The 25,294-nt window shown below is 38.7% G+C and carries 24 protein-coding genes; 12 read left to right on the top strand and 12 right to left on the bottom strand.

The window, feature by feature from the left end:
* Positions 1–51 precede the first annotated feature (51 nt).
* From AC04QZ_RS17495 to AC04QZ_RS17485, 3 genes are all read left to right on the top strand, one after another.
* Positions 52–753, top strand: a complete 702-nt coding sequence (locus tag AC04QZ_RS17495) for an SDR family NAD(P)-dependent oxidoreductase (protein WP_478358810.1) — start codon at positions 52–54, stop codon at positions 751–753.
* A gap of 50 nt (positions 754–803) precedes the next feature.
* Positions 804–1,178, top strand: coding sequence for a DUF4870 domain-containing protein (locus AC04QZ_RS17490; RefSeq protein WP_478358809.1), 375 nt, complete (start codon positions 804–806; stop codon positions 1,176–1,178).
* 234 nt (positions 1,179–1,412) lie between these two features.
* A complete protein-coding gene (locus tag AC04QZ_RS17485; protein ID WP_478358808.1) occupies positions 1,413–1,958 on the top strand; it encodes a C40 family peptidase in 546 nt (181 codons plus the stop codon).
* Between the two features lies 1 nt (position 1,959).
* Here the strand turns inward: AC04QZ_RS17485 and AC04QZ_RS17480 are convergent, their stop codons facing one another.
* From AC04QZ_RS17480 to AC04QZ_RS17465, 4 genes are all read right to left on the bottom strand, one after another.
* Entirely contained in the window at positions 1,960–2,565 is a 606-nt protein-coding gene (locus tag AC04QZ_RS17480) for a YdeI/OmpD-associated family protein (RefSeq protein ID WP_478358807.1), read from the bottom strand.
* Between the two features lie 25 nt (positions 2,566–2,590).
* A complete protein-coding gene (locus tag AC04QZ_RS17475; RefSeq protein ID WP_478358806.1) occupies positions 2,591–3,478 on the bottom strand; it encodes a flavin reductase family protein in 888 nt (295 codons plus the stop codon).
* A gap of 231 nt (positions 3,479–3,709) precedes the next feature.
* Positions 3,710–4,705 carry a fumarylacetoacetate hydrolase family protein gene (locus tag AC04QZ_RS17470; RefSeq protein ID WP_478358805.1) on the bottom strand — a complete coding sequence of 332 codons (996 nt, stop codon included), beginning with the start codon at positions 4,703–4,705 and terminating at the stop codon, positions 3,710–3,712.
* 67 nt (positions 4,706–4,772) lie between these two features.
* Positions 4,773–5,192, bottom strand: a complete 420-nt coding sequence (locus tag AC04QZ_RS17465; protein WP_478358804.1) for a hypothetical protein — start codon at positions 5,190–5,192, stop codon at positions 4,773–4,775.
* A gap of 316 nt (positions 5,193–5,508) precedes the next feature.
* On the opposite strand from AC04QZ_RS17465, the gene AC04QZ_RS17460 reads away from it, so the two are divergent.
* Both AC04QZ_RS17460 and hppD read left to right on the top strand, forming a co-directional pair.
* Positions 5,509–6,675 (top strand): homogentisate 1,2-dioxygenase, encoded by a 1,167-nt coding sequence (locus AC04QZ_RS17460; RefSeq protein ID WP_478358803.1) that lies wholly within the window; start codon positions 5,509–5,511, stop codon positions 6,673–6,675.
* Between the two features lie 454 nt (positions 6,676–7,129).
* A complete protein-coding gene (gene hppD, locus AC04QZ_RS17455; RefSeq protein ID WP_478358802.1) occupies positions 7,130–8,260 on the top strand; it encodes a 4-hydroxyphenylpyruvate dioxygenase in 1,131 nt (376 codons plus the stop codon).
* Positions 8,261–8,532: 272 nt separating this feature from the next.
* On the opposite strand, the gene AC04QZ_RS17450 is transcribed toward hppD, so the two are convergent.
* A complete protein-coding gene (locus AC04QZ_RS17450) occupies positions 8,533–9,333 on the bottom strand; it encodes an energy transducer TonB (protein WP_478358801.1) in 801 nt (266 codons plus the stop codon).
* 125 nt (positions 9,334–9,458) lie between these two features.
* Between AC04QZ_RS17450 and AC04QZ_RS17445 the strand changes: the two genes are divergently transcribed.
* Complete coding sequence (locus AC04QZ_RS17445) at positions 9,459–9,929, top strand: hypothetical protein (RefSeq protein ID WP_478358800.1); 471 nt, start codon at positions 9,459–9,461, stop codon at positions 9,927–9,929.
* A 427-nt stretch (positions 9,930–10,356) separates the two neighbouring features.
* On the opposite strand, the gene AC04QZ_RS17440 is transcribed toward AC04QZ_RS17445, so the two are convergent.
* The 7 genes from AC04QZ_RS17440 to AC04QZ_RS17410 all read right to left on the bottom strand — a co-directional run bounded on the left by AC04QZ_RS17440 (position 10,357) and on the right by AC04QZ_RS17410 (position 20,106).
* The gene (locus tag AC04QZ_RS17440; RefSeq protein ID WP_478358799.1) at positions 10,357–10,875 is read right to left on the bottom strand and encodes a DsbA family protein; all 519 of its coding nucleotides are present in this window, start codon (positions 10,873–10,875) and stop codon (positions 10,357–10,359) included.
* A 3-nt stretch (positions 10,876–10,878) separates the two neighbouring features.
* Complete coding sequence (locus AC04QZ_RS17435) at positions 10,879–11,340, bottom strand: redoxin domain-containing protein (RefSeq protein ID WP_086545187.1); 462 nt, start codon at positions 11,338–11,340, stop codon at positions 10,879–10,881.
* Positions 11,341–11,407: 67 nt separating this feature from the next.
* On the bottom strand, positions 11,408–12,325 hold the full coding sequence (locus AC04QZ_RS17430) for a DUF58 domain-containing protein (RefSeq protein ID WP_086545186.1): 918 nt from the start codon (positions 12,323–12,325) through the stop codon (positions 11,408–11,410).
* A 449-nt stretch (positions 12,326–12,774) separates the two neighbouring features.
* Positions 12,775–13,992, bottom strand: a complete 1,218-nt coding sequence (locus tag AC04QZ_RS17425) for a PQQ-dependent sugar dehydrogenase (RefSeq protein WP_478358798.1) — start codon at positions 13,990–13,992, stop codon at positions 12,775–12,777.
* Between the two features lie 145 nt (positions 13,993–14,137).
* On the bottom strand, positions 14,138–14,458 hold the full coding sequence (gene trxA, locus AC04QZ_RS17420; protein ID WP_086545184.1) for a thioredoxin: 321 nt from the start codon (positions 14,456–14,458) through the stop codon (positions 14,138–14,140).
* Positions 14,459–14,611: 153 nt separating this feature from the next.
* The gene (dnaE, locus tag AC04QZ_RS17415; protein ID WP_478358797.1) at positions 14,612–19,045 is read right to left on the bottom strand and encodes a DNA polymerase III subunit alpha; all 4,434 of its coding nucleotides are present in this window, start codon (positions 19,043–19,045) and stop codon (positions 14,612–14,614) included.
* A gap of 608 nt (positions 19,046–19,653) precedes the next feature.
* Positions 19,654–20,106: a lipocalin family protein gene (locus AC04QZ_RS17410; RefSeq protein WP_478358796.1), complete on the bottom strand. Its 453-nt coding sequence runs from the start codon at positions 20,104–20,106 to the stop codon at positions 19,654–19,656.
* Positions 20,107–20,256: 150 nt separating this feature from the next.
* On the opposite strand from AC04QZ_RS17410, the gene mdh reads away from it, so the two are divergent.
* The 6 genes from mdh to AC04QZ_RS17380 all read left to right on the top strand — a co-directional run bounded on the left by mdh (position 20,257) and on the right by AC04QZ_RS17380 (position 25,129).
* The gene (gene mdh, locus AC04QZ_RS17405) at positions 20,257–21,195 is read left to right on the top strand and encodes a malate dehydrogenase (protein ID WP_478358795.1); all 939 of its coding nucleotides are present in this window, start codon (positions 20,257–20,259) and stop codon (positions 21,193–21,195) included.
* Positions 21,196–21,430: 235 nt separating this feature from the next.
* Positions 21,431–21,856: an aspartyl protease family protein gene (locus AC04QZ_RS17400; protein WP_086545180.1), complete on the top strand. Its 426-nt coding sequence runs from the start codon at positions 21,431–21,433 to the stop codon at positions 21,854–21,856.
* 9 nt (positions 21,857–21,865) lie between these two features.
* Positions 21,866–22,261, top strand: coding sequence for a group III truncated hemoglobin (locus AC04QZ_RS17395; RefSeq protein ID WP_478358794.1), 396 nt, complete (start codon positions 21,866–21,868; stop codon positions 22,259–22,261).
* Positions 22,262–22,325: 64 nt separating this feature from the next.
* Positions 22,326–22,862 (top strand): SRPBCC family protein, encoded by a 537-nt coding sequence (locus tag AC04QZ_RS17390; RefSeq protein WP_086545178.1) that lies wholly within the window; start codon positions 22,326–22,328, stop codon positions 22,860–22,862.
* Between the two features lie 237 nt (positions 22,863–23,099).
* The gene (locus AC04QZ_RS17385) at positions 23,100–23,777 is read left to right on the top strand and encodes a response regulator transcription factor (protein WP_086545177.1); all 678 of its coding nucleotides are present in this window, start codon (positions 23,100–23,102) and stop codon (positions 23,775–23,777) included.
* Complete coding sequence (locus AC04QZ_RS17380; RefSeq protein WP_086545176.1) at positions 23,777–25,129, top strand: sensor histidine kinase; 1,353 nt, start codon at positions 23,777–23,779, stop codon at positions 25,127–25,129. Before AC04QZ_RS17385 ends, AC04QZ_RS17380 begins: the two co-directional genes overlap by 1 nt.
* The last annotated feature ends 165 nt before the right edge of the window (positions 25,130–25,294 follow it).

Genomic DNA, 25,294 nt, shown 5'->3' with positions numbered 1-25,294 from the left:
CAGCATGACGAACTTATCTCTTAAATACCCAACAATTTTTAACTTTTTTTAATGAACATTATAATTACAGGTGCAAGTAGTGGAATTGGTTTTGAAACTGCTTTAGAGTTTAGCTTACAGAAAGAGAACAAAATCGTAGCCATTGCACGTTCAGCGGATAAACTGCGCAAACTCTTAGAAATTGCTAAAGGCATTAATCCCGACTGTACACTTTTACCAGTAGAATTTGATATTGTAAATGACGATTACAGTGTACTCCTTCCGTTTTTAAAAGAACGATTAGGGACTGTTGATATCCTGATTAATAACGCAGGAGCCCTAATTAATAAACCTTTTTTAGAAACTACCGAAATTGACCTCGGCGAGATGTTGCAAAGCAATGTGATTTCGCATTTCAGGATGATCCAAAGTATTTTACCATTAATGCAAGCTGGAAGCCATATTGTAAACATTGGAAGTATGGGCGGTTTTCAAGGAAGCGTTAAATTCCCGGGCCTTTCGGCTTATTCTGCAAGTAAAGCGGCACTGCATACCTTAACAGAATGTTTAGCATTTGAATTGGCTGAAACAGGAATTAAAATAAACTGCCTCGCATTGGGCTCAGCACAAACTGAAATGCTCGAAGCTGCTTTCCCTGGGTACCAAAGTCCGGTTATGGCCTTCGAAATGGGAAAATACGTTGCTGGTTTTGCAAAAACCGGGCATAAATTCTTTAATGGAAAGATTTTGCCTGTTGCTGTTACCACACCATAATATCCATATTATTTAGTAATTTACATGCTAAATCGAAAAACTAAAAACCTATGGAAACAAACTCTCCTTTTAAAACAGTCGACAATGGAAAAAATGCCGCAATAGTAAGCTACTTTTGGTTTATTGGCTGGTTAATTGCCTATTTCGCTATGTATAAAGATAATCAGACCGAATTGAGCAGATATCATTTAAAACAAACGCTGCTGTTCCATCTGGTATCAACTGTTGTGAGCTGGGGTTTAAGCTTATTTTTAATTCCTTTAATTTTTGCAACTGGTTTTATAGATGCCGTTTATATACTCCGCATTGTTCAAATTGGATTATTCGTATTGTGGATTATCGGACTAATTGCTGCATTCCAGGGCGAAAAAAAACCTATTCCATTAATTGGAGAGCGGGCACAAACCATGTTCCCAAGTATTTAAATATTTTAATCAGAAGAGGCTGTATCCTAAGTTGTAATTCCATTCGAATTTGTCACGTTGAGCTTCCCGAAGAATCGGGATAAGTAGTCGAAACATCTTGCGAGACATTTAACAAGGTCCTTCAACAGGCTCAGGATGACAATCCTATATTTAGGATACAGCCTCGTTTTATTTGCACTCATTTTCAACATTTTAATCGACTTTGGATATTTTTTATATCTTTGGTTCCAACATATGAAGAAAATAATAGTCCCGATTGCGTTTTTCATTTTGTCTGCCACGGCAGGAAAAGCCCAAACCATCATCCCGGCTCAATACCAGGAATTAGTTAAAAAACTCGTTGCCAGCCTGCCTAAAGAGGAGAAATCATCAAACCATTCGCCGGCTAACCAATCTGAAAGTTTAATCGAATTTGCTAAAAGTATGTTAGGTATCCCCTATCGTTACGCAACAAGCAATCCCAAAGTTGGCTTTGATTGTTCAGGCTTTGTGAGTTATGTTTTCAGTAATTTTGGTTTTAAGGTTCCACGTTCTTCACGCGAGTTTAGCTACGCGGGTAAAGAAACCAGCCTGGAAAACGCAAAAGTAGGCGATGTATTGATTTTTACAGGCAGTAATTCAAGAATAAGAAGAATAGGCCATGTTGGGATTGTTTATTCTATTGATGAAAATGGGATCAAGTTTATCCATGCCTCTTCGGGTAAAGCGCATCAGGTAACCATTACGGATCTTGATGGCCATTATAAGGCCCGTTTCATGAAAATTGTAAGTATTATATAACTTACTTTTTATATTTCCACATTCTTGTTTTGCCTTCTGCAAGCCATACCAATGTGGTAACCAGTCTTTTTTGTCTGGTAGCTTCTGTTTTGGCTTCTTCAAGCCACAATACATAATCTTTTTTATTGGATGTGCTAAAATTCTGAAAAACCGCCAATGCTTCAGGATCTTCCTGTAAGGCTTCCATTAAATATTCTGGTATAATCAGTTCTTTCTTTTCTGCAGACTTTGGTTTTACCGGCAATTTTACATTATCCTCATTTAATTGAATGGCCTGTTGTATATAGGCAATCAGGATCTCATCCGAAGGCAAATCGTCTAAAGATGTTATTTTCCCCAAAAAACCCATCGCTTCAGAACGTTCTTTGAAGATGCCATACTCATCCTGCATTAACGAACCTTTCCAGAAACCAAAAGCACAATGGTGTTTAAAGGATGCCATGTGGCAAACCGTGCCTTTAAAATCAAAAAATGGCATGCTCCACTTCATTTTTTCTTCAATCCGTGCATCGGCCTTATGTACCAGATTTCTTAAATGATCTAAAATGGGGATCGCAAATGCTGCCGAATTAATAATGTACTGATCTACCTGAACAATTGTATGCATAACTTATAAATTACCTTTAATAAATTTAAAGCAAAACAACCTTTAAAGCAAGTTCTACCGCTCCATGATGAAGAAACTTTTTGGCCAGTTCGTGTAGTTCCCTTTCACGGTTGGTTGCATCGCCTATGGTCGCATCGAGCACTTCTTTTACCTCGGCATGGGTACTGATCAAATCGATTTCTTCGTCACTCGGTAAATGTTCAACATTTCCTAACATGCCCAGATCATTTCCAGACAATACTTTGGAAAAACGGACTGAATGTGGCAAGCGGTCTACACCTATGCCTAACTTAGCCAGTGGTTTTGCTACCTTAAACAAATTATCACCAGTAACCCTACAATACCAATCGCCACCTAAACGGGCTACAAGGTCGATTTTTTCCTGATCAATCCGGCCGTTTTCGTCTAAAATAGCTTCATTAATATGAATCACTTTTATTTCAGCCAGAACCAGGTTGCCTGCACCATGCTGATCACCCAGTGAAATTACCTCATTTACAATACATTCAAACTGTACCGGTGCTTCGGCCACCCTTGGCGGACTAACCAGATCAGATTTCAACATGGTAAATCCCGCTTTCTCGAATTCGTTTACGCCTTTCGCATATTCGGTACTGGCCAAACTCATTTGCTGCACCATATCGTAATTTACAATATTGATTACACACTCTTTAACCTGCAATACATTTTCAAGGCTATGTTTGGTCGTATTATCACGCACCCTTCTCGACGGGGAAAAAATACAGATCGGTGGATTTGTGCTAAACATGTTAAAGAAACTAAAGGGACTTAAATTAATATTCCCTTCGGCATCAATAGTGGAGGCAAAGCAAATCGGCCGCGGAGCGATAGCATATTGCAAATAATTTTGCAAGTCTACAGGGCTTAAGTCAGAGGTATTTAAAGTTAGCACAGGTAGTTAAGTTTACTATTTGAAAGGATTAAATGGCGATTAAAACTTTAAAAAGATCGTCCTTTCGAGCGGAGTGAAGCGTAGTCGAGAAATCTATCATAGATCTCTCCATTACACTGCGCTTCAGTCGAGATGACGACTTTTCTATTAGATTTTATCATTGATAACATCTAATAGAAAAAAGATCATGAAATGAATTCAGAATTAGGAACACATTATTCAAGCGTGGATTTACTTCTTCAACGCCAGGATCGAAAAATCGGTATTGGCCTTTGTAATCGTATTGGTTAAAGCGCCCAGACCTGTAATTTCCATTTCTACAACATCGCCCGGCTGTAACCATTGCACTTTATAATTTGGATCGTTAAGTAATCCTGTTCCGTTTAACTCTAAAAAACAACCTGTACCCACTGTTCCTGAACCAATTACATCACCGGGAAGGATATCTACGCCATAAGCACAACGCTCAATAATTTCAGCAAAAGTCCAGTCCATATCAGCAGCATTTCCTTTCGAAACTTCGATCCCATTTACCCTACAGGTCATTTTAAGATCGTATGCATGACCAACATGTCCTGCTTTAGGTGCCACTTTATATTGCAATAGTTCATCAGGTGTTACCAGCCACGGACCAATTACAGTAGAAAAATCTTTTCCTTTTGCAGGGCCTAAATTCAGCAACATCTCTTCCATCTGCAAGGTGCGGGCACTCATATCGTTCATCACCATATAACCGGCAATGTATTCATCTGCCTCGGCAGCTTTAATATTTCTACCTTTTTTACCAATAACAATAGCAATTTCTAATTCGAAATCCAGTTTATCAAAATGATCTGGCATACATTCAATTTCGCCGGTACCCTGAATAGCATTGTGATTGGTGAAATAAAAGATAGGATACTCATCAAATTGCGGAATCATATCAACCTTCCTGTTCCTACGTGCCGCAGCAACATGCTGTCGGAAAGCGTATCCATCGCGACAACTGGTTGGGTGTGGAACAGGTGCCAAAATTTCGTAAAAAATTTCTTCTTTAGCTGCTAAACTACTATCTTTTATTTGATCGTCTATCCTTTTTGCTCTTTCCATTAACACTTCGCCTCCTTGCAAAAATTCGCTCATGTTATCAGGAATAAGCTTATCACAGCTATTTAAATTATAAATATGCCCATTTACAAACACACCAAGATGCTCTCTGTCTTCGGTTTTATAGGATACTAGTTTCATATACAATTTGGTTAAATACGCGGTAAAGCTAAGCAATTAGGGCATTCAAAATAAAACTTAAACGTTATTATTTTAACACGGTATATTTCTGAAGGTTTGATTTTATTAAAGGAAAATCTTTTGCCTGTAGGTTCTTGTAATGCTTTTTATTGGAGAGTAATCCACCAATCAGTAAGCCACCCGATACCCCAACAGGTACACCCGCAGCAATAAGCACCACCGATTCTACCAGTTTATCGCTTTTGGCAGCCAGTACAAAAAAAGTTAAACCTCCGGCAATGGCCAGCGGTGCGGCAATCCCTTTGCGGTGAATGTATAATGCACTGATACTATCGGCACTTAATTTTATGGTATCCTTCCGGTTTCTGATGATGGTTAAGTAATCGTCGGCTGCTGCGTAAAAAGAACCTCTTGTAGCGTTTCCACTTCGGTCTATAACCCTAATGGTGTACTTCGCCTTTTGTTGTGCAAAAGCGGCATAGCTCAAGGCTAAAAAAATTAAGCATGTAAAAATAAATTTCATCGGGATGATCGTATAGTAAGTAATTAAAGGTAATTAAAATTTCAACTTTTAAATAAAATACTTACCTTGGCACCATTAAAACCATGATCTTAAAAGCATTACATATTAATCTGGTAAACGACGCTATTGCGGCCCGTCGCTATAAGATGCTATCCAAGCTGATCATGGCTCAATATTCTCTGTAATTTTCTCTTACCCTTCTTTTTTAATTGAAACGCATTGTCGTTTTGATTGTTAATTCATTAGGATTTTTTCTTTCTAACCATAACATCATTTAATTATGCCTATTTATCATAAATTGGGGCAGATTCCAGCTAAACGTCACACGGTTTTTCGTAAACCCGATGGAAATCTTTATGCCGAAGAATTGGTATCAACCGAAGGTTTTTCCAGTTTATATTCATTGGTTTATCATTGTCATCCGCCAACCATTGTAAAACATTTAGGTGAACCGTACAGTGTTGAGCCAAAAATTGCCCGGGAAAAACACCTGAAACACACAAGTTTAATTGGTTTCAACATTAAATCCGAAGATGATTTTCTAAAAAGCAGAAAAGCAGTTCTGGTGAATAGCGATCTACATATCGTTTTGGCAGCACCAAGAAAATCGATGACCGATTATTTCTACAAAAACAGCCAGGCCGACGAAATGATCTTCGTACATGAAGGTTCAGGAAAGCTGAAAACAGGATTTGGAGAAATTAAATTTGCTTATGGCGATTATCTGATCATCCCGAGGGGAACCATTTATCAGCTGGAATTTGATACTGAACAGAACAGGCTGTTCATTGTAGAAAGTTTTAGTCCGCTAAGGCCGCCAAAAAGATATTTAAACCAGTTCGGACAGCTAATGGAACACGCGCCTTATTGTGAGCGAGATTTAAGGTTGCCTGAAAACCTGCAAACGCATGATGAGTACGGCGATTTTAAAGTGCTGATTAAAAAACAAGGCTTAATTTATCCATACACGTATGGTACACATCCTTTTGATTATGTAGGCTGGGATGGTTATCATTATCCTTATGCTTTCTCCATTCACGATTTCGAGCCAATAACAGGTCGCCTGCATCAACCACCTCCTGTTCACCAAACTTTCGAAGGGCATAATTTTGTGGTTTGCTCTTTTGTTCCCCGTAAATACGATTATCACCCTGATTCTATCCCAGCACCATATAATCACAGCAATGTGGATAGCGATGAAGTGCTTTATTATGTTGATGGTGATTTTATGAGCCGCAAGAGCGTAGTGAAAGGGCAGATTACCCTGCACCCAGGTGGTATTCCACACGGACCACATCCCGGTACAGTAGAAAAATCAATCGGAAAAGAAAAAACGGATGAACTGGCGGTAATGATCGATCCTTTTAAACCTTTAATGCTTACACAAGATGCATTAGATATTGAAGATGAGAATTACCACAAAAGCTGGCAGGTTAATATAGAATAAATGAGTCGGAAGTCGGGAGACCGCGGTCCGAAGATAAAGAGCAGATAAATAAGCAATCATCCAACATTTAAATGAGTCGGAAGTCGGGAGACCGGGGTCCGAAGATATAGAGCAGATAAATAAGCAATCATCTAACAATTTAAATGAGTCGGAAGTCGGGAGACCGCGGTCCGAAGATATAGAGCAGATAAATAAGCAATCATCTAACAATTTAAATGAGTCGGAAGTCGGGAGACCGCGGTCCGAAGATAAAGAGCAGATAAATAAGCAATCATCCAACATTTAAATGAGTCGGGAGACCGGGGTCCGAAGATAAAGAGCAGATAAATAAGCAATCATTCAACATTTAAATGAGTCGGGAGACCGGGGTCCGAAGATGAAGAGCAGATAAATAAGTAATCATCCAATATTTAAAACAATAGCACATCCGACTTCGGACTTAATAATAACAACAATGGAAACACAAACATTTGCAGAAAAAATATCAAAAGCACCAGATTTTCTGCCTATAAACGGAACAGATTATATCGAATTTTATGTAGGCAATGCCAAACAAGCAGCACACTACTACAAAACGGCATTTGGATTTCAAAGTTTGGCTTATGCCGGACCTGAAACAGGCGTTCGCGATCGTTCATCGTACGTGTTGCAACAGGGAAAAATCAGACTGATTTTAACGACGGCATTAAAATCAGATCATCCAATAGCAGAGCATGTAAAAAAACATGGTGATGGTGTAAAAGTATTGGCCCTTTGGGTAGACGATGCGTACAGTGCCTTTGAAGAAACCACAAAACGTGGTGCGAAACCCTATCTGGCCCCTCATACCTTAACGGATGAAAACGGTGAGCTTAAGATGAGTGGTATTTACACTTATGGCGAAACAGTACACATGTTTATTGAGCGTAAAAATTATAATGGAACTTTTATGCCAGGTTACCGGGTATGGGAAAGCGATTATCAACCTGCTGATGCTGGACTTTTATATATCGACCATTGTGTGGGTAATGTAGGCTGGAACCGAATGAACGAAGCGGTACAATGGTACGAAGATGTAATGGGTTTTGTTAACATTTTATCTTTCGATGATAAACAAATCAACACCGAATATTCGGCTTTGATGAGTAAGGTAATGAGTAACGGAAATGGCTATTCGAAATTCCCGATTAATGAACCTGCCGAAGGCAAAAAGAAATCGCAGATTGAAGAATACCTTGAATATTACGAAGGTGAAGGTGTTCAGCACATTGCTGTAGCCACTAAAGATATTGTTAAAACGGTTAAAGAACTGAAAGCGCGTGGTGTGGAGTTTTTAAGTGCGCCACCAGAAGCTTATTACGATATGATGCCACAACGTGTAGGCAAAATTGATGAAGAAATAGCCTTATTAGAAAGTCTTGGCATTTTAGTCGATTGCGATGAGGAAGGGTATTTATTGCAAATTTTCACTAAACCAGTTGAAGACCGCCCTACCCTTTTCTTCGAGATTATTCAGCGTAAAGGCGCACAAAGTTTTGGCGCGGGTAACTTTAAAGCCTTATTTGAATCCTTAGAGCGTGAGCAGGAATTGAGGGGTAATTTGTAATGTTAATAATTAACAAGGCAACCAGTAAATCGGCTTGCCTTGTTAATTTATTATTCATGAAGTCCTTCCACAAGCTACCATTGACAGGATTCTATTAGTAGACGTCATTCCCGCGCAGGCGGGAATCTTAATGCCCACTGTATTACGATTCCTAAGCGCTATAGATTTACTAAATTCCCAATCTTTATATGGATTAAATGGAATTAATTAACCCTAAACATGATGATAATTAATAGATTCGATCTCTTTTTATTTCGGATACGATAAAGAATTTAAGGATTCGGCAATTTACATTCTGCAAAGTAGCTAAATTTTGTACTTACGGTTTGGCCATTTTTCGTGGCTGCATTCCATTTTGGGCAATCCTTTATTACTTTTTTCACAATTTCATCCATGCCAAATCCCAAACCTCTTATAATCTTAACGTCTGTAACATTTCCATCATAATCTATTTTAAAACTAAAGTATACTTTTCCTTCAACTTTGTTTTTTAAAGCCTCTTCTGTGTATTTAATGTTTTCAGAGAAATATTCTTTAAGCGCTTTATATCCTCCCGGGAAATTAGGTGGTGTGTCTACTTCTTCAATCTTATAGGTAGAATTGTCGGGTACATTTTGCTTCGATGGGCCACCCATCGCCATAATTTTGACACTACTTAACTTAATATAATCAGCCGGAATAACTGCTTCCTCCTGAACCAACGTATTTCTTACACCCTCCATTTTAAATATGATGCTGATACTATATTTTCCATTTATGGTTTTGGATAGCCCGGTGTAAGCTGCAATTAAATTCCTGGCACCTTCACTCAGTCCTTCTAAATTTAAGGCTGTTTCTACATGCTGTATTTGGCCATTTTCTACTTGAAAAAGAAAAGTAATTGTGCCTTGTATATTATTAAATAAGGCTTTAGAAGGATATTGTAGTTTATGCCCCAAATATTTATAAAAACCTATAAATTGATTTTTTTGCTGTTCTTTTTGCGAATCGGATGCAAGCTGAGCAAATATTGGCAAAGAGGTGGTTAACAATAAGCATAGTGCGCTTAAAGTGAAGAGTTTGCGGTAATTCATTCTTATTTTTTTAAAAACGTAAATATATCAATTCATTCATCGTCCTTTTAAAATTTTTCAAATAATGTTATTGACTAATAATTCTTTAAATTTAGATACACACAAATATTTAACCTTAAAGAATTATGAAAACAACACTCACGCTGGTCTTCCTGCTGGCTGCCACACTCAGCGGCTACGCACAAACAAATGCCGAAATCGTTAAAACCATCAATCAATTGCTGGCAAAAGCCATCGGCGGAACCGATCACATTTTACGTAAGGGTATTGAAACTACGTTTACCATTACAGCAAATTCATTTTCCATTGATGAGGAAATGAATTACGGGGTTTTTACTGTTGGAAAAACCTTTGCCAGTTCAGATCATGCCAAAGAAGAAACCACCAGCAAATCGCAATTAACCGCCTGGAAAGGATTCAAAGTTAGTCCGGAACAAACCAGCACCAAAATTAAATCAATCTATCCGGTTTTCGACAAACGTGAAGATGAGCCAGATAACGATAAAAATGGAATTAAATATTATTGTTTAGCAGGTGATGAGGATAAATTGGTAGCGGCATTAGCGCAGCTACAAGGGATGTATTCGAAAAAGTAATGAACTTGATCGTCAGAAAGAGGCTGTATTATATTTGTGATTTCCCTTTCCAATTTGTCATGTTAATTAAGGAAAGTAATGAAAATGCTTTACGAAGCATTTAAACAAACCCTTAGACAGGCTCAGGATGGCAATTTTATATTTATGATGCAACCGCTTTCATATTTTTTTCAGTTGTAACATAAGTATTGCAACTGCGATAAGGTGAGGTTTTCTTCACTAAAACTTCATAAATGAAGTGCACCTTTGAAATAACAAAACACGAAGCGATTTCAATTTTGTTAAATTCTAAAAACTCATAATTAGTTTTTTAGTTTTCCGGTTACCCTTATCTGATACCTCATGTATTGCAAAATACATGAGGTTTTTTGTTTTAGAAGAAATCAAGTTTAAATAGCCTGTTGCCAACAAAACCTGATATCTTTAATTACTCAGCACTTTCTTTAAGCATTTGATAAAGATCTGTTGCACCCCCGTCAAATTTAGTCCCGTTTACATAAAAGGAAGGCGTTCCGTTTACGCCACTCCGCACACCACTATCAAAATCATCTTCTATTTTTCGTTTAATCTCTTCTGAAGTGCTGTCTTGCTGAAACTGCTCCAAATCTAAACCAATCGTTTCAGCCAATTCGTCGAAAAGCTCACCATCCAGGCGGTACTGATTTTCGTAGAGTGCATCGTGCATTTCCCAAAACTTACCTTGCAAACCTGCCGCTTCTGCAGCAATGGCCGCTGGAAACGCAAATTCATGGGCATTTGCCAAGGGAAAATGCCGGAAGATAAATCTGATCTGATGGCCAAATGTTTCCTCAATTTCCTTCATAATCGGATAGGCATTGCCGCAATAAGGGCATTGATAATCGCCAAACTCCACAATGGTTACACTAGCCGAATCATCGCCCTGGACATGATCTTGATTATTGATTTCAGGTTTTAAAGTACTCATAACTTATTTCTTATCTAATTCCTCTAATGCTTCTAAAATTCCGTCAGCACCAGGATTAACGGCTATTGGCGATAAATAACTCCAGGCAATTTTGCCTTCTTTATCAATCACAAAAAGTGCCCTTTTACTTTCGCCAAGTTCTTCATCATACACACCATAAGCTTTTGACACGGCGCCTTTCGGTTCAAAATCGGCCAATAAGGGGAAATGCAATTTCCTGTTTTCTTCGAAAGCGAGGTGGCACCAAACACTGTCGACAGAAACACCGAAAATCTGGGCATCATACTTATTAAAATATTTTAACATCTCGTTATAAAGTGCCATTTGGTCGCTACATACCGGGCTCCAGTCGGCAGGATAAAAAGCCAGGATAACATTTTTACCTTTAAAATCTTGAAGTTTTATTTTCTGATCGGGAGTAGCATTCAATTCGAAATCTGGTGCTATAGCGCCTTTTTCTAACATATTAGGAAGTTTAAAATTTAAATCGTTTATTAAACAGCACCGAACCGGTGTTGTTTGCATCAAAATTTTAGCCTAATTTCTGCCGTTTGATTAAATAAGACTGAAGGACCGGATAAAATCCATCATTCATATCGGCATCAATTAAGTCGATTTTATATTGGGCACATTTTAGTGCAATCTGCTGGCGGTAAGTAGAAACTGCCGCGGTATAATTTTCCTTTACCTGATTGGTGTGCACTTTAATCGTTTCGCCGGTTTCCATATCGATAAACTGGTATGGGCGGTTCTCAAAATTGAAATCAACTTCTTTTGATTTATCCACCACGTTAAAAACCACCACTTCGTGTTTGTTAAATTTTAAATGCTGCAGGGCATCAAAAAACTCATCCGTTTTAGCTGTACTGGTCTGCGTATTAAATAAATCGCTGAAAATAATAACCAAAGAGCGTTTATGAATTAATTCGGCAACCTGATGCAAAGCTTCGCTTAAATTTGTCTGCGCATTTACCTTAGGTTTGTGCAGCAGATCTTCTAATTGTGTAAATAAATATTTCTGGTGTACCGTAGTCGACTTTGCCGGCGAATTCAACAATATTTCATCCGTAAATAAGCTTAAACCAAAGGCATCGCGCTGTTTCTTCAGCAGGTACATTAATGATGCAGTTGCCTGTATGGAGAAAATCAGTTTATTGTTTTTGGGTTCGGGGAAGTACATTGATGAGGAAACATCAATCACAAACTGACAACGCAAATTGGTTTCTTCTTCGAAACGTTTACTGTAAAGTTTATCGGTTTTGGCGTATAATTTCCAGTCGATATTTTTAACATTATCGCCATTATTATACTGACGGTGTTCGGCAAATTCGACAGAAAAGCCATGAAACGGACTTTTATGCAGTCCGGTAATAAAACCTTCTACTACTTGCTGTGCAAGCAATTCTAAATTACCATAGCTCGTTTCGTTTTCGTAGTTTACAGCCTGCATATGGTAAAGCTAATAAAAGATTTATTAAAAATTCTTAAAAACCTATCAGGTTTGGATGGAAAAAATATATTTTATCGATAAGTATAGTTTGGAAGTTACGTTTCGGTCAAACGGTTAAAAAAAGAGATATTAGGTGTCATTTTTTGAAGTGATTTGGAAAGCAGTTGCAGTACTTCCAGGCTAATGTAGTCCCGCCCCCACTTCTGCCGATAAAAAAACGGCATCTCGCTACGGTCGGGTTTAGGTGGCACCGACTGTGCTGCTATCCGTGGTGAATAAACCAGATGGTAGTGGCAGCTCCCGATTGAAAATCGGGACTAAAACGGACAGCGGGACTGAAAATGCCATGAAAAGCAGAACCCCAAATTTTCAAAAAATAAGATGATTTAAAACAAAAAATCCCGAGCTCAATAAATGAACCCGGGATCTATATTTTATAATTACTTAACTTACTTTTTCGCTATTCTAAACAGGTGGCCATTATCGGTTACTGAATAAAGCGCTCCGTCTTTACCCTCTACCATATCGCGGAAACGTTCGCCTTTGCCTTCCAGCAAACGCTCTTCGCCAACAATTTTATCATCTTTTATTACTAACCGGATAATGTGCGATCCGCCCAAACCGCCTACAAATAAATTCCCTTTCCATTCGGCAATGCTGCTGCTGTTGTAAAATGCAATACAACCTGGCGAAATGCTTGGATTCCAGTAGTAAACGGGTTGCTCCATGCCTTCTTTCTGCTGAATACCATCGCCCACTTTTTTACCACTATATTCAGTTCCGTAGGTGATGATTGGCCAGCCATAATTTTTGCCCGGTTTAATGATATTTACTTCATCACCTCCTTTTGGTCCAAATTCGGCTTCCCACAAATCTCCGGTTATTGGATTAATAGCCAAACCATCAGGATTGCGTAATCCATAGGCATAAATTTCTGGTTTTGCATCTGCCTTGCCTGCAAACGGGCCATTGGCCACCGCTTTTCCATCAGTAGTAAGGTGCAGAATTTTACCCAAAGAAGAGTTTAAATATTGTGCCTGGATCCGGATATCGCTGCCAGAACGTTCGCCTGTACTTACAAATAAATTGCCATTTTTATCGAAAACAATTCTCGAACCGTATTGCAGTTTACCGCCATAAGCTGGTGTAGCACGGTAAATAATGCTTTGGTTTTCAATGGTCGTTTCGTTAGCGGCTAATTTACCTTTGGCAATAGCCAATAAAACGCCTTTATCCTGAGGCTCTGAATAAGCCCAGTAAATCATTCTGTTTTTAGCAAAGTTGGGATCTAAGGTTACATCTAATAAACCACCCTGACCAGATGGATCTACCTTTGGCAAACCGGTTATCTTTTTACTTAATTTTCCATCTGGCGTAAGAATTACCATGGTGCCCTGCTTTTGGGTAATTAGGAAACCTCCGTTCGGAAGAACCGAAATGGCCCAAGGGTTTTCTAATTTTTCATTAATAATCTTAATATCAAGAGGGGTTTTCGTCTTTACACCTGCAATTCGGGTCTGCCCGGCAAATGCTGGCTTATAATCTGCTGATGGTTCGTTGGTTTCAACAGGATTCTGCGCCGATACACATGCAATATTTGCACAGTTTAGTGTTATACCTGCCAATAAAATACCTAAAGTTTTATTGTTAAATAAGTTAATAGACATGATTGTTAGTTTTTTATTAAAGAAACAAAATTATGTTTGCAATAAAAAACCCAAATCCATCAAATGAACCTGGGTTTTTGTAATATTATTAGTGAAGTTTTGAAGATTTTGCGTTTACCTTAAACCTTTTACCTTCAACCTTTATTTAAACTAATTGCTTGTTTAATTTTTCTGCTAATACTGATTTTGGAACAGCACCAACTTGTTTGTCTACAACCTGACCATCTTTAAAGTATAATAAAGCTGGGATGTTACGGATACCAAACTGCATTGAAATTTGAGGGTTGTTATCAACGTTTACTTTTCCAACTACCGCTTTACCATCATACTCTTTTGCGATTTCTTCTACTACTGGACCAACCATGCGACAAGGGCCACACCATTCTGCCCAAAAATCTACTAATACGGGTTTATCTGATTTTAATACAAGCTCCTCGAAGTTTGCATCTGTGATTTCTAATGCCATAATTATTTTTTTATGTTCAAATATATGTATTCAATTGTAATGCCAACCCATCCGTAATGTCAATTTGACATTATTTTGGTAAATGCGTAAGGCGGTGTGCGTATTGCGTTTTGCGTTCGATAGGCTAAACGCTCGGCGCCAAACGCGTATCGCTTAGTTCAGCTTGTAATTTACAACATTAAGCCCGAGTAATTGTTCTAAAAACTTATTGCTTGGATTTATTTTAAGGTTTTTGGATGGCATATCCAGCATAATCTCCTTTTCCCGATCAAAAATAGCGAAGTTAAGTTGGCAGTTTTGCTGCTCAGAGTTTGCCTTATTGTCTGCTAATATGGCTTCAATCTCGCGCATCAGCTGATCGTTAACCCGCTCAATCGGCACCTGGATCGTTAAACTTTTAGCTAATTTATCCCTCAGCTCAGACATTAGGTTAATTGCTGTGATTTTAAATTCCCAATCGCCGGCTTTACCGAAACGTTCACCTACCCTACCTCTGATCTGTAAGAAATATCCTTCTGTTAAAAACGATTTAAACTTTAAAAAATCTTCGCCGAACAGGGCCATTTCACTGGCATCGTCGTAATCTTCGAAAACAAAAGTACCAAATGGCTTACCGGTTTTGGTAATCCTTTGCGATGCGGTGACTACAAGTCCGCCTACACAAAGCTCACGGTTTTTTAGTTTTTCGAATTCAGCCAATATATCCTCGTTGTTATCGCCCATACGCACCTTATTGATGATGCTTAGCTGTTTAACCCCATGGGTACAGAATTTATCGAGTTCGAGTTTATAATTATCCAGCGGGTGACCCGAAAGGAAAATCCCAATGGCATCTTTTTCATATTTTAACCTGTCCATTAATGCCCATTCAGGCGAAACCGGCAAACTTGGTTCTAAAATCAGATCAGCTTTAGAGCCCCCGAACAAGGAAGCTTGTGAGGTACTTTCATTGTTCTGAAAATCGTTGGCATATTTAATAATCTTTTCAATGCCATTCATTTTATCGTTCGGGCCAATATAAAAATACTGCGCCCTATGACCTCCAAAAGCATCGAAAGCGCCGCTATAAACAAAACTCTCGTAAGCTTTTTTATTTACAATACGGGTATTGGAACGTTTAGCAAAATCATATACATTACCATAAGGCCCATTTGCCAATCTTTCTTCAATAATACTTTCTACCGCCTTTTCACCCACACCTTTTACTGCCGACATTCCAAAACGCACTTCACCTTTGGCATTTACCGAGAATTTGAGATCGGATTCATTTACATCAGGTCCTAATACCGTAACACTCATCTGGCGACATTCTTCCATAAAGAAGGCTACCTGTTTAATATCACTCATGTTGTTTGACAGTACCGCAGCCATATATTCGGCAGGATAATGTGCTTTTAAATAGGCTGTTTGATAGGCAATCCATGCATAACAGGTAGAGTGCGATTTGTTGAAAGCGTAGGATGCAAAAGCTTCCCAATCTTTCCATATTTTTTCTAAAGTTGTGGCATCATGACCTTTTTCGGCCGCTTGTTTCACAAACTTTGGTTTCATTTTATCCAGAACGTCTTTCTGTTTCTTACCCATCGCCTTACGCAGCACGTCGGCCTCACCTTTGGTAAATCCAGCCAGTTTCTGCGATAAAAGCATTACCTGCTCCTGGTAAACGGTAATTCCGTAGGTTTCTTTCAAATACTCTTCGCAGGCATCTAAATCGTACTTAATTTCTTCTTCGCCATTTTTACGGCGAACGAAACTCGGAATGTACTCCATTGGTCCTGGGCGATATAATGCGTTCATCGCAATTAAATCGTCGAAAACTGTTGGTTTCAGCTCCTTCATGTATTTCTGCATACCCGGACTCTCGTACTGGAAAATACCGATGGTTTCACCCCGCTGGAAAAGCTCATAGGTTAAAACATCATCAATGGGGAAATTATCCGGATCGAGGTCGATACCAAAGCGTTTTTTAACCAGTTTTACAGTATCTTTTATCAGGGTAAGGGTTTTTAAACCCAAAAAGTCCATTTTTAATAAACCCGCGCTTTCTACAACCGAGTTATCAAATTGGGTAACATATAAATCAGAGTCTTTTGCCGTAGAAACAGGAACGAAATTGGTAATATCGCTTGGCGTAATAATCACCCCGCAGGCATGGATACCGGTATTCCGCAAAGAGCCTTCTAAAATCTGTGCCTGTTGAATGGTTTCGGCACTCAAATCTTTTAAGCCACCAAGGTTTTTCAATTCAACAACGCGTTCATATTCATCAGGACGCAAAGCTTCTTTTAGTGTTTTCTCATCCAGCGTAAAGATTTTGGCGAGCTTCATGTTCGGAATCAGCTTGGCAATCTTATCTGCTTCAAAAAGCGGCAAATCCAACACCCTTGCTGTATCGCGGATAGAAGATTTGGCGGCCATGGTTCCATAAGTGATAATTTGTGCCACCTGGCTGGAGCCATATTTGCCAATTACATATTCCATTACACGTCCACGGCCCTCGTCATCAAAATCGATATCAATATCGGGCATGGATACACGATCGGGATTTAAGAAACGCTCAAAAAGGAGATCGTACTTAATGGGGTCGATATTCGTAATCCACAAACAATAAGCCACAACCGATCCGGCTGCAGAACCACGGCCAGGGCCCACCGAAACATCCCTGCGACGGGCTTCGGCAATAAAATCCTGTACAATTAAGAAATAACCCGGATAACCGGTTTTCTCAATGGTTTGTAATTCGAAATCTAAACGTTCGGTAACTTCAGGGGTTAATACACCATAACGTTTCTTGGCACCCTCGTAAGTAAGGTGACGTAAAAATTTATTCTCCCCGCGTTTTCCACCGTCGGCTTCATCCTCAGCAACCAAAAACTCTTCAGGAATATCGAATTTAGGTAAGAGTACTTCGCGGGCAAGTTTGTAGATTTCTATCTTATCTACAATTTCTTTTATATTGACAATCGCCTCTGGCAAATCGGCAAAAAGCGATTTCATTTCATCGCCAGATTTGAAATAATATTCCTGATTGGGCAAACCATAACGATAACCACGGCCACGGCCAATTGGTGTGGCCTGTTTTTCGCCATCTTTTACACAAAGCAAAATATCGTGCGCATTCGCATCCTTTTTGTTAATGTAATAGGTATTATTGGTGGCGACCAATTTAACAGCATGTTTACGAGCCAATGCAATCAACGATTCGTTTACACGGTCTTCATCTTCCTGATTGTGACGCATTACCTCCACATAGAAATCATCGCCAAACATGTTCTTCCACCAGATCAGCGCTTCTTCAGCCTGGCTCTCGCCCATGTTTAAAATTTTATTCGAAATCTCCCCGGAAAGGTTACCCGATAAAACAATAATATCATCTTTATACTGTTCAATTACCTCCCTATCAATACGTGGAACGTAATAAAAACCTTTGGTATAAGCGATAGAAGACATTTTAGCTAAATTATGATAGCCTTTTTTATTTTTCGCCAACAGTACCATCTGGTAACCGTTATCTTTTGCGGTCCGGTCTAAGTGATTATTACAAACAAAAAATTCAACGCCAACAATCGGCGTCATTACCACTTCAGTTGGACGTTCGCCTGCCTCAATTGCGGCAGCATTTTTTGCTTCGGCGGCTTTGTTGTGGTTTAAAACATTGTTTACAAAATGAAAGGCCCCCATCATGTTCGCATGATCGGTCATGGCTACTGCCGGCATTTTTTGTGCTGCCGCAGCTTTTACCAGATCGGGGATACTGATGGTACTTTGCAGTACCGAAAACTGGGTATGGTTATGTAAATGTACAAAAGTTGCTGCTGCCAGTTCCTGTTTGTTCCCGGCAAGTTCCTGTTTCGAAATTCCCCCGCCTTCGGCTTTTTGTAAACGTTTGCGGATTTCATCAGAAGCTGCTTTTAAATTGATGTGTTTTAAACCAACACCTTCAATCGTAGCTGGGTTTACCTCTCTAAAGCGAGGGAAATATTCTACATCAACCTGTAATTCTTCTTTTTTAAAAACCTCTCTTTTTACCAATTCCAGGAAACAACGTGTAGTTGCTTCCACATCGGCAGTTGCATTGTGGGCTTCGTTAAATGGAACGCCAAACAAATAAGAATGTAACTCGGTTAAGGTTGGCAGTTTAAACCTTCCACCCCTACCTCCGGGTAATTGTAAAAGCTGTGCGGTAACCTCGGTACAGGTATCCAAAACGGGCATCTCGGCCAAACGGTTGGCTACACCAAAACGGTGGAACTCACAGCCCATAATGTTCACATCGAAGCCCACATTCTGGCCTACAATAAATTTGGCCTTGTTTAAAGCTTCGTTAAACTTCGCCAGCATCTCGTCGAAACCGATACCCTGTTCGGTAGCCAGTTCGGTAGAAATACCATGAATCCGCTCTGCATCGTACGGAATATTAAATCCCTCTGGTTTAACCAGATAATCCTGATGTTCAACCAATCTCCCCATCTCATCGTGCAGTTGCCATGCAATTTGTATACAACGTGGCCAGTTATCCGTATCGGTAATAGGTGCGTTATAATTACGAGGCAAACCAGTGGTTTCAGTATCAAAAATTAAATACATATTGTGCTTAAAGAATTAACCGTTTCAGAATAATAACGGTTCTTCAAAAATAGGAATTTTGGCAGGTGCTTTTGTCAGATTTTATCAACAAAATATGGTGGAAAATAAGAATATATATTCCGTCCTAATCGGTACTGCGATTGCTTTCCCAATCAGAAAAAAGGCATAATAACTTCAAAAGTTTTTTTTGGAAATGTGGGGTTCGGTTTTTCATCGCCGTTTACAGCCCCGCCCCCGCTTCTGCTGATGAAAAATCAGCATACCGCTACGGTCGGGTTTAGGTTGGGCAGTCTGTGCTCCTATCCACAGTAAATAAACCCGATAGGAGCGAACATCCCGATTTTTTCTATCGGGATAAAGCGTATAGCGGGACGGTAATGACCCAAATTTCACTGTAACTGCTTTCCAAACTGGTTCTATAAACTGAACGATGGGATTCTTCGCTAAGCTATCATTGACAGAATCCAATAGAAAGCTTGTTATAGCAGGGAGAAACCAAAAGCCTTTCTCGCAATAAAGATCTCTTGCAGACTGCCGTTTGCCAAAAAAATCTGTCATTCGTATTGATTTTCACACCATAAATTACCCCTCAGAATGAGAAGAAATTTTTAAAAATGCTCCTGACTCACCAACTCACTTACGTTATACCCCTTCTGCCTGCACCTTTCGATGATGTGCACCAATAAATCGGCCTCCATCTTGGGTTCGCGTGCCATAATAAACAGGTACTTTTCATCGGGATGACCTACAACCACATAACTATAGTCGTCAGCCAGTTCGATAATCCAGTAACCGATTTTAAAAGGCCATAGAAATTGTGCCTTCATATCACCATCATGCTTTTTTTCATCGAAAAACAGTTTGGAAGTGATCGACTTTTCTTCAGGTTTTCCTTCTTTGTGATAAGTAGTATAAACATCAAAATGATCGTTGTCGGCCAGCGTGTAGGTTTCGGTAGTTTGTTTCCAATGTTTATCCAATAAAGTTGGGATGGAATATAATGAATACCATTTACCTTCAAAGGCTTTATAATCGATATTTGAAATGGGTTTGTTTTCCATAATTGGCCTTTACTTTTATGCTTCTGCTTTTGAACTTATTAAGTAAACCATCATCAAATTATAAAGTTTTGAAAAGGATTTTTAAACCTTATATTTATTTCTACCTTCGATTAAATATTTAACGATACGCAAACCATTAAAATAAAATATATGAAAGTAACGGTTGTTGGCGCAGGCGCAGTTGGTGCCACTTGTGCAGATAATATTGCCCGCAAAGAATTGGCGAACGAACTTGTCCTGTTAGATATTAAAGAGGGTTTTGCCGAAGGCAAAGCAATCGACATGATGCAAACTGCAACCCTTTTGGGTTTCGACACCAAAATTACCGGTGTAACAGGCGATTACAGCAAAACTGCTGGTTCTGATGTGGTGGTAATTACTTCAGGCTTGCCCCGTAAACCAGGGATGACCAGAGAAGAACTCATTGGTATTAATGCTGGTATTGTTAAAGGTGTTGCCGAAAATATTTTAAAATTCTCTCCTGAAGCCATTTTCATCGTGATCAGTAATCCGATGGATACGATGACTTATTTAGCTTTAAAATCATTAGGCCTGCCTAAAAACCGCATTATCGGCATGGGCGGAACCTTAGATAGCTCCCGTTTCAAATTTTATTTATCGCAAGCTTTAAATTGCAATCCAAACGATTTACAGGGCTTTGTGATTGGAGGCCATGGCGATACCACAATGATTCCGTTAACCCGTTTAGCTACGTATCAAAGTTTACCCGTAAGTAATTTACTGGACAAAGCTACGCTGGATAAAGTTGCAGCAGATACGATGGTTGGTGGTGCTACTTTAACAGGTTTAATTGGCACTTCGGCATGGTATGCTCCAGGTGCTGCAGGTGCCGCACTGGTTGAAGCGATTTTACGTGATGAGAAAAAATTATTTACCTGCTGTGTTTCCCTCGAAGGAGAATACGGACAGAAAGATATCTGTTTAGGTGTACCGGTAATTATTGGCCGTAATGGCTGGGAAAAAATCATCGATTTTAAATTAACCGATGATGAGCAGGCTGCATTTAACAAAAGTGCCGATGCGGTAAGGAACATGAACAGTGTACTGGCAGAAATGAAGTTGGTTTAATATCATTCTGAAGATTAATTTTAACGGAAGTATTAAATTTACTAAAATAGTTTTCTTCGGTTCGTCATTCCCAACTCGATTGGAAATCTTAATACAATAAGCCTTAAGATTCCCGCCTGCGCGAGAATGACGATCGTTCTTTTATATCCGTGTATTTTTGTAATCCGCGGCTTTTTTTCACCTAAATAAATTGTCATCCTGAGTGTAATCGAAGGACAGTAGACAGCAATAAATAATGAGATCAATTTCAATCCCACTAAAACTGATTAACTTACAAGATGACGGCTTCCACCTTTTGGTGGAAGTTGTTGTTTTTAAGGAAAAACATTTTGCAGTTTTAGATACTGGTGCCTCACGTAGTGTGTTCGATAAATCGTTAATTGAGCAACACCTCTCCGAAACCCTACAGGTATCAGACGAAATTAATGCAGCTACCCTTTTTACCACCACCACTACCATCCAGGCAACGATCCCTGAACTAAAAATCGGACCGTTAAAGCTCAAAAACTACGAAACAGTGGCTTTTGATTTGCAATCGGTTAGCGAAACGTATCAACAGTTTGGCCACCCACCTATTATAAGTATTATTGGCGGAGATATATTAATGCAATATAAAGCCGTTATTGATTACAGGAAAATGATCCTCAGGCTTTATAAATAATACAAGGTAATGAAGAACGACATCAGTGACAGGAATGATATTATGCTTTTAGTGGATACGTTTTATAAAAATGTAGCCCTTAATAAACATATTGGGCCAATATTTACCGATGTTGCCAAAGTAGACTGGTCGCACCACCTACCAAAAATGTACGATTTCTGGGAAAGCATTCTCTTTGGAAAGGCCACTTATAAAGGTAATCCTATGCTTACCCATTTTACACTAAATGAGCAAGTACCATTACAAACTGAAGCCTTCGAAACCTGGAAAAATCTATTCTTCCAAACCGTTAATGATCTTTTTGCGGGAGCTAATGCAGATCTGATCAAACAAAAAGCACAATCTATTGCCGATTTAATGCATTTCAAAATCAATGCACCGCAATCGAAGATTAAAATTGTTTAAGTTTTTTTACTTTGATTTAAACTGCTTTCTTTATAAATTTAGTTAACCAAACTAAAATCAAATTATGAAATTCCTAAAAATCTTACTTGGCATTATTGTCGTATTGGCAATAATCATTATTGTAGGTGGCTTTTTCTTGCCTAAAAGTTATACCGTAACCAGGTCTACAGTAATCAATGCTCCTGACAGTGTGATTTACAAAAACGTTGCAGACTTTAAAGAATTCTACAAATGGAATCCATGGGCAAAAATGGAGCCTACAGCTAAAACGACCTATGGTGGGGTGGCCGGCGAACCAGGCCATATTTACGAATGGAAAGGTAAGGAAACAGGAAGTGGCTACATGAAAATAAAAAGTGTAGCACCTAACAAACAGGTAGATATTGAATTAAAATTTATCGAACCTTTTGAAAGTTTAGCAGACACCAAATTCGACATTCAACCTGAGGGAAGCAGCAATAAGGTTACATGGACAATGAGTGGAGAAAATAACCTGATCAGTAAGTGGATGTGTGTGTTTGTGAGTATGGATAAAATGATCGGCAAAGATTTTGAAGATGGGCTAAAATTTCTGAAAGAAAAATCAGAAAAGGGAGTTTAATCGATCCGAGCAGAACTATTTGCCACGGAGACACGGAAAGCACGGAGTATTGTCATTGTGAACATAGTCTAAGACCAGTTAAAATTATTTACAGCCTCTCATTTGGGAGGCTTTTTTTGTGTCAATTTGCAATAATCCAAACAATTGTGTCGGCTTTACGTTAAAAAAACATTAAAAACCGACTAAGCAGCAATTAAGATTTTGTAATTCCCTATTTTTTAGATTACTTGCCAGCAAATGAATTTATTACTTGTAGAAGATGAACCGAGCGTTGTATCTGTAATTTCGAGAGGTTTAAGCGACGAAGGCTTTACGGTAAGTATAGCCCCTGATGGCTTAATCGGGAAACAGATGGCTTTAGAAAATCAGTTCGACCTGATTATTCTCGATATCATGCTACCTGGAATAAATGGACTGGAGCTCTGCAAAATCATTAAAGAACAAAAACCAAATACACCTATTATTATGCTTACCGCATTAGGCACTACCGAAAATGTGGTAAACGGACTGGATAATGGTGCAGATGATTATTTAATAAAGCCATTTAAATTTGCTGAGCTTTTTGCAAGGATCAGAATGCTGCTGAGGCGATATCATGGGGTAGTTTCACAAGATCAGATCATTTCCATTGCAGACCTCCAGCTAAATTTAAGCGCAAAAACGGTTAAGCGCAATCAACAGGAAATTGTACTGACTGCAACAGAATACCGCTTACTCGAATACATGGCAAAAAATAAATCTAAAATTTTATCCCGGATAGATATTTTAGAAAACGTTTGGGATATCGATTTTAACCTCGGCACCAATGTCGTTGATGTTTATGTTAATTATCTTCGCAAAAAAATAGATAAAAATGCCGATCAAAAGCTTATCCATACTGCAGTAGGCCTGGGCTATATATTAAAAGATAAATAATGCAGATTGCCAAAAAAATCACTTTACTTTTCGCCATTTTATCGGCAATTATTATCTCCCTGTTAAGTGGTTTTGTCTGGTATTTTTCTAACGACTTTGCCTTTGAAGATTTTTATAAACGTTTAGAAGCCAGGGTTAATATTGCTGCGCAGATTAAATTGTACGAAGATGAGAACAATAAGGTTTATGCAAAAATGCGTAATCAATACCTTGAACGTCTGCCTTCAGAAAAAGAGTACATCATAGAAGCTGGAAAACCAACCAATAAACTGGACCGAGAACTACCAGCTAGTTTTTACAACCGCATAAACGCCGGATATGTAGCACGTTATCGTGTGGAGAATCACTTTTATGCTGGCAAATTCTTTAAAAACCCAAGTAAAGGATATATTGTAATTGTTTCGGCAAACGATCCCTTTGGCTTTCGGGAGCTAAAAGACCTGCAACGAATCTTGATTATCGGTTTTTTCCTTTCTGTTATTTTATCTTTTGTGGTTGGCTGGAAATTCTCTAATTACATGTTAATGCCATTAAGAAATGTAATTAAGAGTGTTAAAAAAATAAAAGCAGAAAATTTACACCTGAGATTAGATGTTAAAGAAGGAAATGATGAAATGTCGCAATTGGCCCAAACCTTTAATAACATGCTTAACCGTTTAGAAACAGCTTTTGAAACGCAGAATAACTTTATCAGCAATGCTTCACACGAATTAAGAACACCTTTAACCATTATTAGCGGGGAGGTTGAACTGGCGATGAAAACCATCGAAGATACCGCAAAACAGGAAAAAGCTTTAGCGAAAATTAAAGATGAGGCAGAAAGGTTAGAACATATCTTAACCAGTTTACTGGGCCTGGCACAATCGGGCTTTAATGGGAAAAACCAACCCTGGGAAGAGGTAAGGATGGACGAACTGTTATGGGAAATTAAAGAATCGGTTAACCAGGTACATCCCAACAGTAAAATAGAAATCGATTTTACCAAACTCCCTGACGATGAAGAATTACTAACACTTCGGGTCAACAAAAACCTGATCAAACTTGCCATCAGCAATATTGTAAACAATGCCTGTAAATACTCAAATGAAAATCTGGTAAACATTAGTATCGAAAGTAACGCCAATATGCTTTCCATTGCTGTAACGGACAGGGGGATTGGAATACCGCAGTCAGATATACAGCATATATTCGAACCCTTTTACCGTGCATCTAACACCAACGATTTTAAGGGATATGGCGTTGGCTTACCACTTTCTTTAAATATTATCCGTTTGCACAGAGGTAGTATCGCTATTAAATCGCAGGAAGGCATTGGCTCAGAGATTAAGGTTTTATTACCTGTAACAGGTTAATTGTTTAAATCGTTTAGCTGGTTAACTGTAATTAAACGAGAGATACAATTAACCGCTTAACCAATTTATACAGTTAACCATTAATTACTCAAAAAAGGAGTACGCTCTAATCTCATTCTAATCTCGCTCTTATTTCGCTATAATAACATCAGGCTAAACTTGTAT

Source organism: Pedobacter folensis, from assembly GCF_056490665.1.
This window is presented reverse-complemented; position numbering and strand designations above follow the sequence as displayed.

Excerpts from the sequence above, each read along its gene's own strand:
- AC04QZ_RS17400 (WP_086545180.1), top strand. The coding sequence starts at position 21,431 with ATGAGATCAATTTCAATCCCACTAAAACTGATTAACTTACAAGATGAC.
- AC04QZ_RS17490 (WP_478358809.1), top strand. The coding sequence starts at position 804 with ATGGAAACAAACTCTCCTTTTAAAACAGTCGACAATGGAAAAAATGCC.
- AC04QZ_RS17445 (WP_478358800.1), top strand. The coding sequence starts at position 9,459 with ATGAAAACAACACTCACGCTGGTCTTCCTGCTGGCTGCCACACTCAGC.
- trxA (WP_086545184.1), bottom strand. The coding sequence starts at position 14,458 with ATGGCATTAGAAATCACAGATGCAAACTTCGAGGAGCTTGTATTAAAA.
- AC04QZ_RS17385 (WP_086545177.1), top strand. The coding sequence starts at position 23,100 with ATGAATTTATTACTTGTAGAAGATGAACCGAGCGTTGTATCTGTAATT.
- AC04QZ_RS17390 (WP_086545178.1), top strand. The coding sequence starts at position 22,326 with ATGAAATTCCTAAAAATCTTACTTGGCATTATTGTCGTATTGGCAATA.
- AC04QZ_RS17435 (WP_086545187.1), bottom strand. The coding sequence starts at position 11,340 with ATGTTAGAAAAAGGCGCTATAGCACCAGATTTCGAATTGAATGCTACT.
- AC04QZ_RS17410 (WP_478358796.1), bottom strand. The coding sequence starts at position 20,106 with ATGGAAAACAAACCCATTTCAAATATCGATTATAAAGCCTTTGAAGGT.
- AC04QZ_RS17430 (WP_086545186.1), bottom strand. The coding sequence starts at position 12,325 with ATGCAGGCTGTAAACTACGAAAACGAAACGAGCTATGGTAATTTAGAA.
- AC04QZ_RS17470 (WP_478358805.1), bottom strand. The coding sequence starts at position 4,705 with ATGAAACTAGTATCCTATAAAACCGAAGACAGAGAGCATCTTGGTGTG.
- AC04QZ_RS17380 (WP_086545176.1), top strand. The coding sequence starts at position 23,777 with ATGCAGATTGCCAAAAAAATCACTTTACTTTTCGCCATTTTATCGGCA.
- dnaE (WP_478358797.1), bottom strand. The coding sequence starts at position 19,045 with ATGTATTTAATTTTTGATACTGAAACCACTGGTTTGCCTCGTAATTAT.
- AC04QZ_RS17495 (WP_478358810.1), top strand. The coding sequence starts at position 52 with ATGAACATTATAATTACAGGTGCAAGTAGTGGAATTGGTTTTGAAACT.
- AC04QZ_RS17440 (WP_478358799.1), bottom strand. The coding sequence starts at position 10,875 with ATGAGTACTTTAAAACCTGAAATCAATAATCAAGATCATGTCCAGGGC.
- AC04QZ_RS17460 (WP_478358803.1), top strand. The coding sequence starts at position 5,509 with ATGCCTATTTATCATAAATTGGGGCAGATTCCAGCTAAACGTCACACG.
- mdh (WP_478358795.1), top strand. The coding sequence starts at position 20,257 with ATGAAAGTAACGGTTGTTGGCGCAGGCGCAGTTGGTGCCACTTGTGCA.
- AC04QZ_RS17395 (WP_478358794.1), top strand. The coding sequence starts at position 21,866 with ATGAAGAACGACATCAGTGACAGGAATGATATTATGCTTTTAGTGGAT.
- AC04QZ_RS17425 (WP_478358798.1), bottom strand. The coding sequence starts at position 13,992 with ATGTCTATTAACTTATTTAACAATAAAACTTTAGGTATTTTATTGGCA.
- AC04QZ_RS17485 (WP_478358808.1), top strand. The coding sequence starts at position 1,413 with ATGAAGAAAATAATAGTCCCGATTGCGTTTTTCATTTTGTCTGCCACG.
- hppD (WP_478358802.1), top strand. The coding sequence starts at position 7,130 with ATGGAAACACAAACATTTGCAGAAAAAATATCAAAAGCACCAGATTTT.
- AC04QZ_RS17450 (WP_478358801.1), bottom strand. The coding sequence starts at position 9,333 with ATGAATTACCGCAAACTCTTCACTTTAAGCGCACTATGCTTATTGTTA.
- AC04QZ_RS17480 (WP_478358807.1), bottom strand. The coding sequence starts at position 2,565 with ATGCATACAATTGTTCAGGTAGATCAGTACATTATTAATTCGGCAGCA.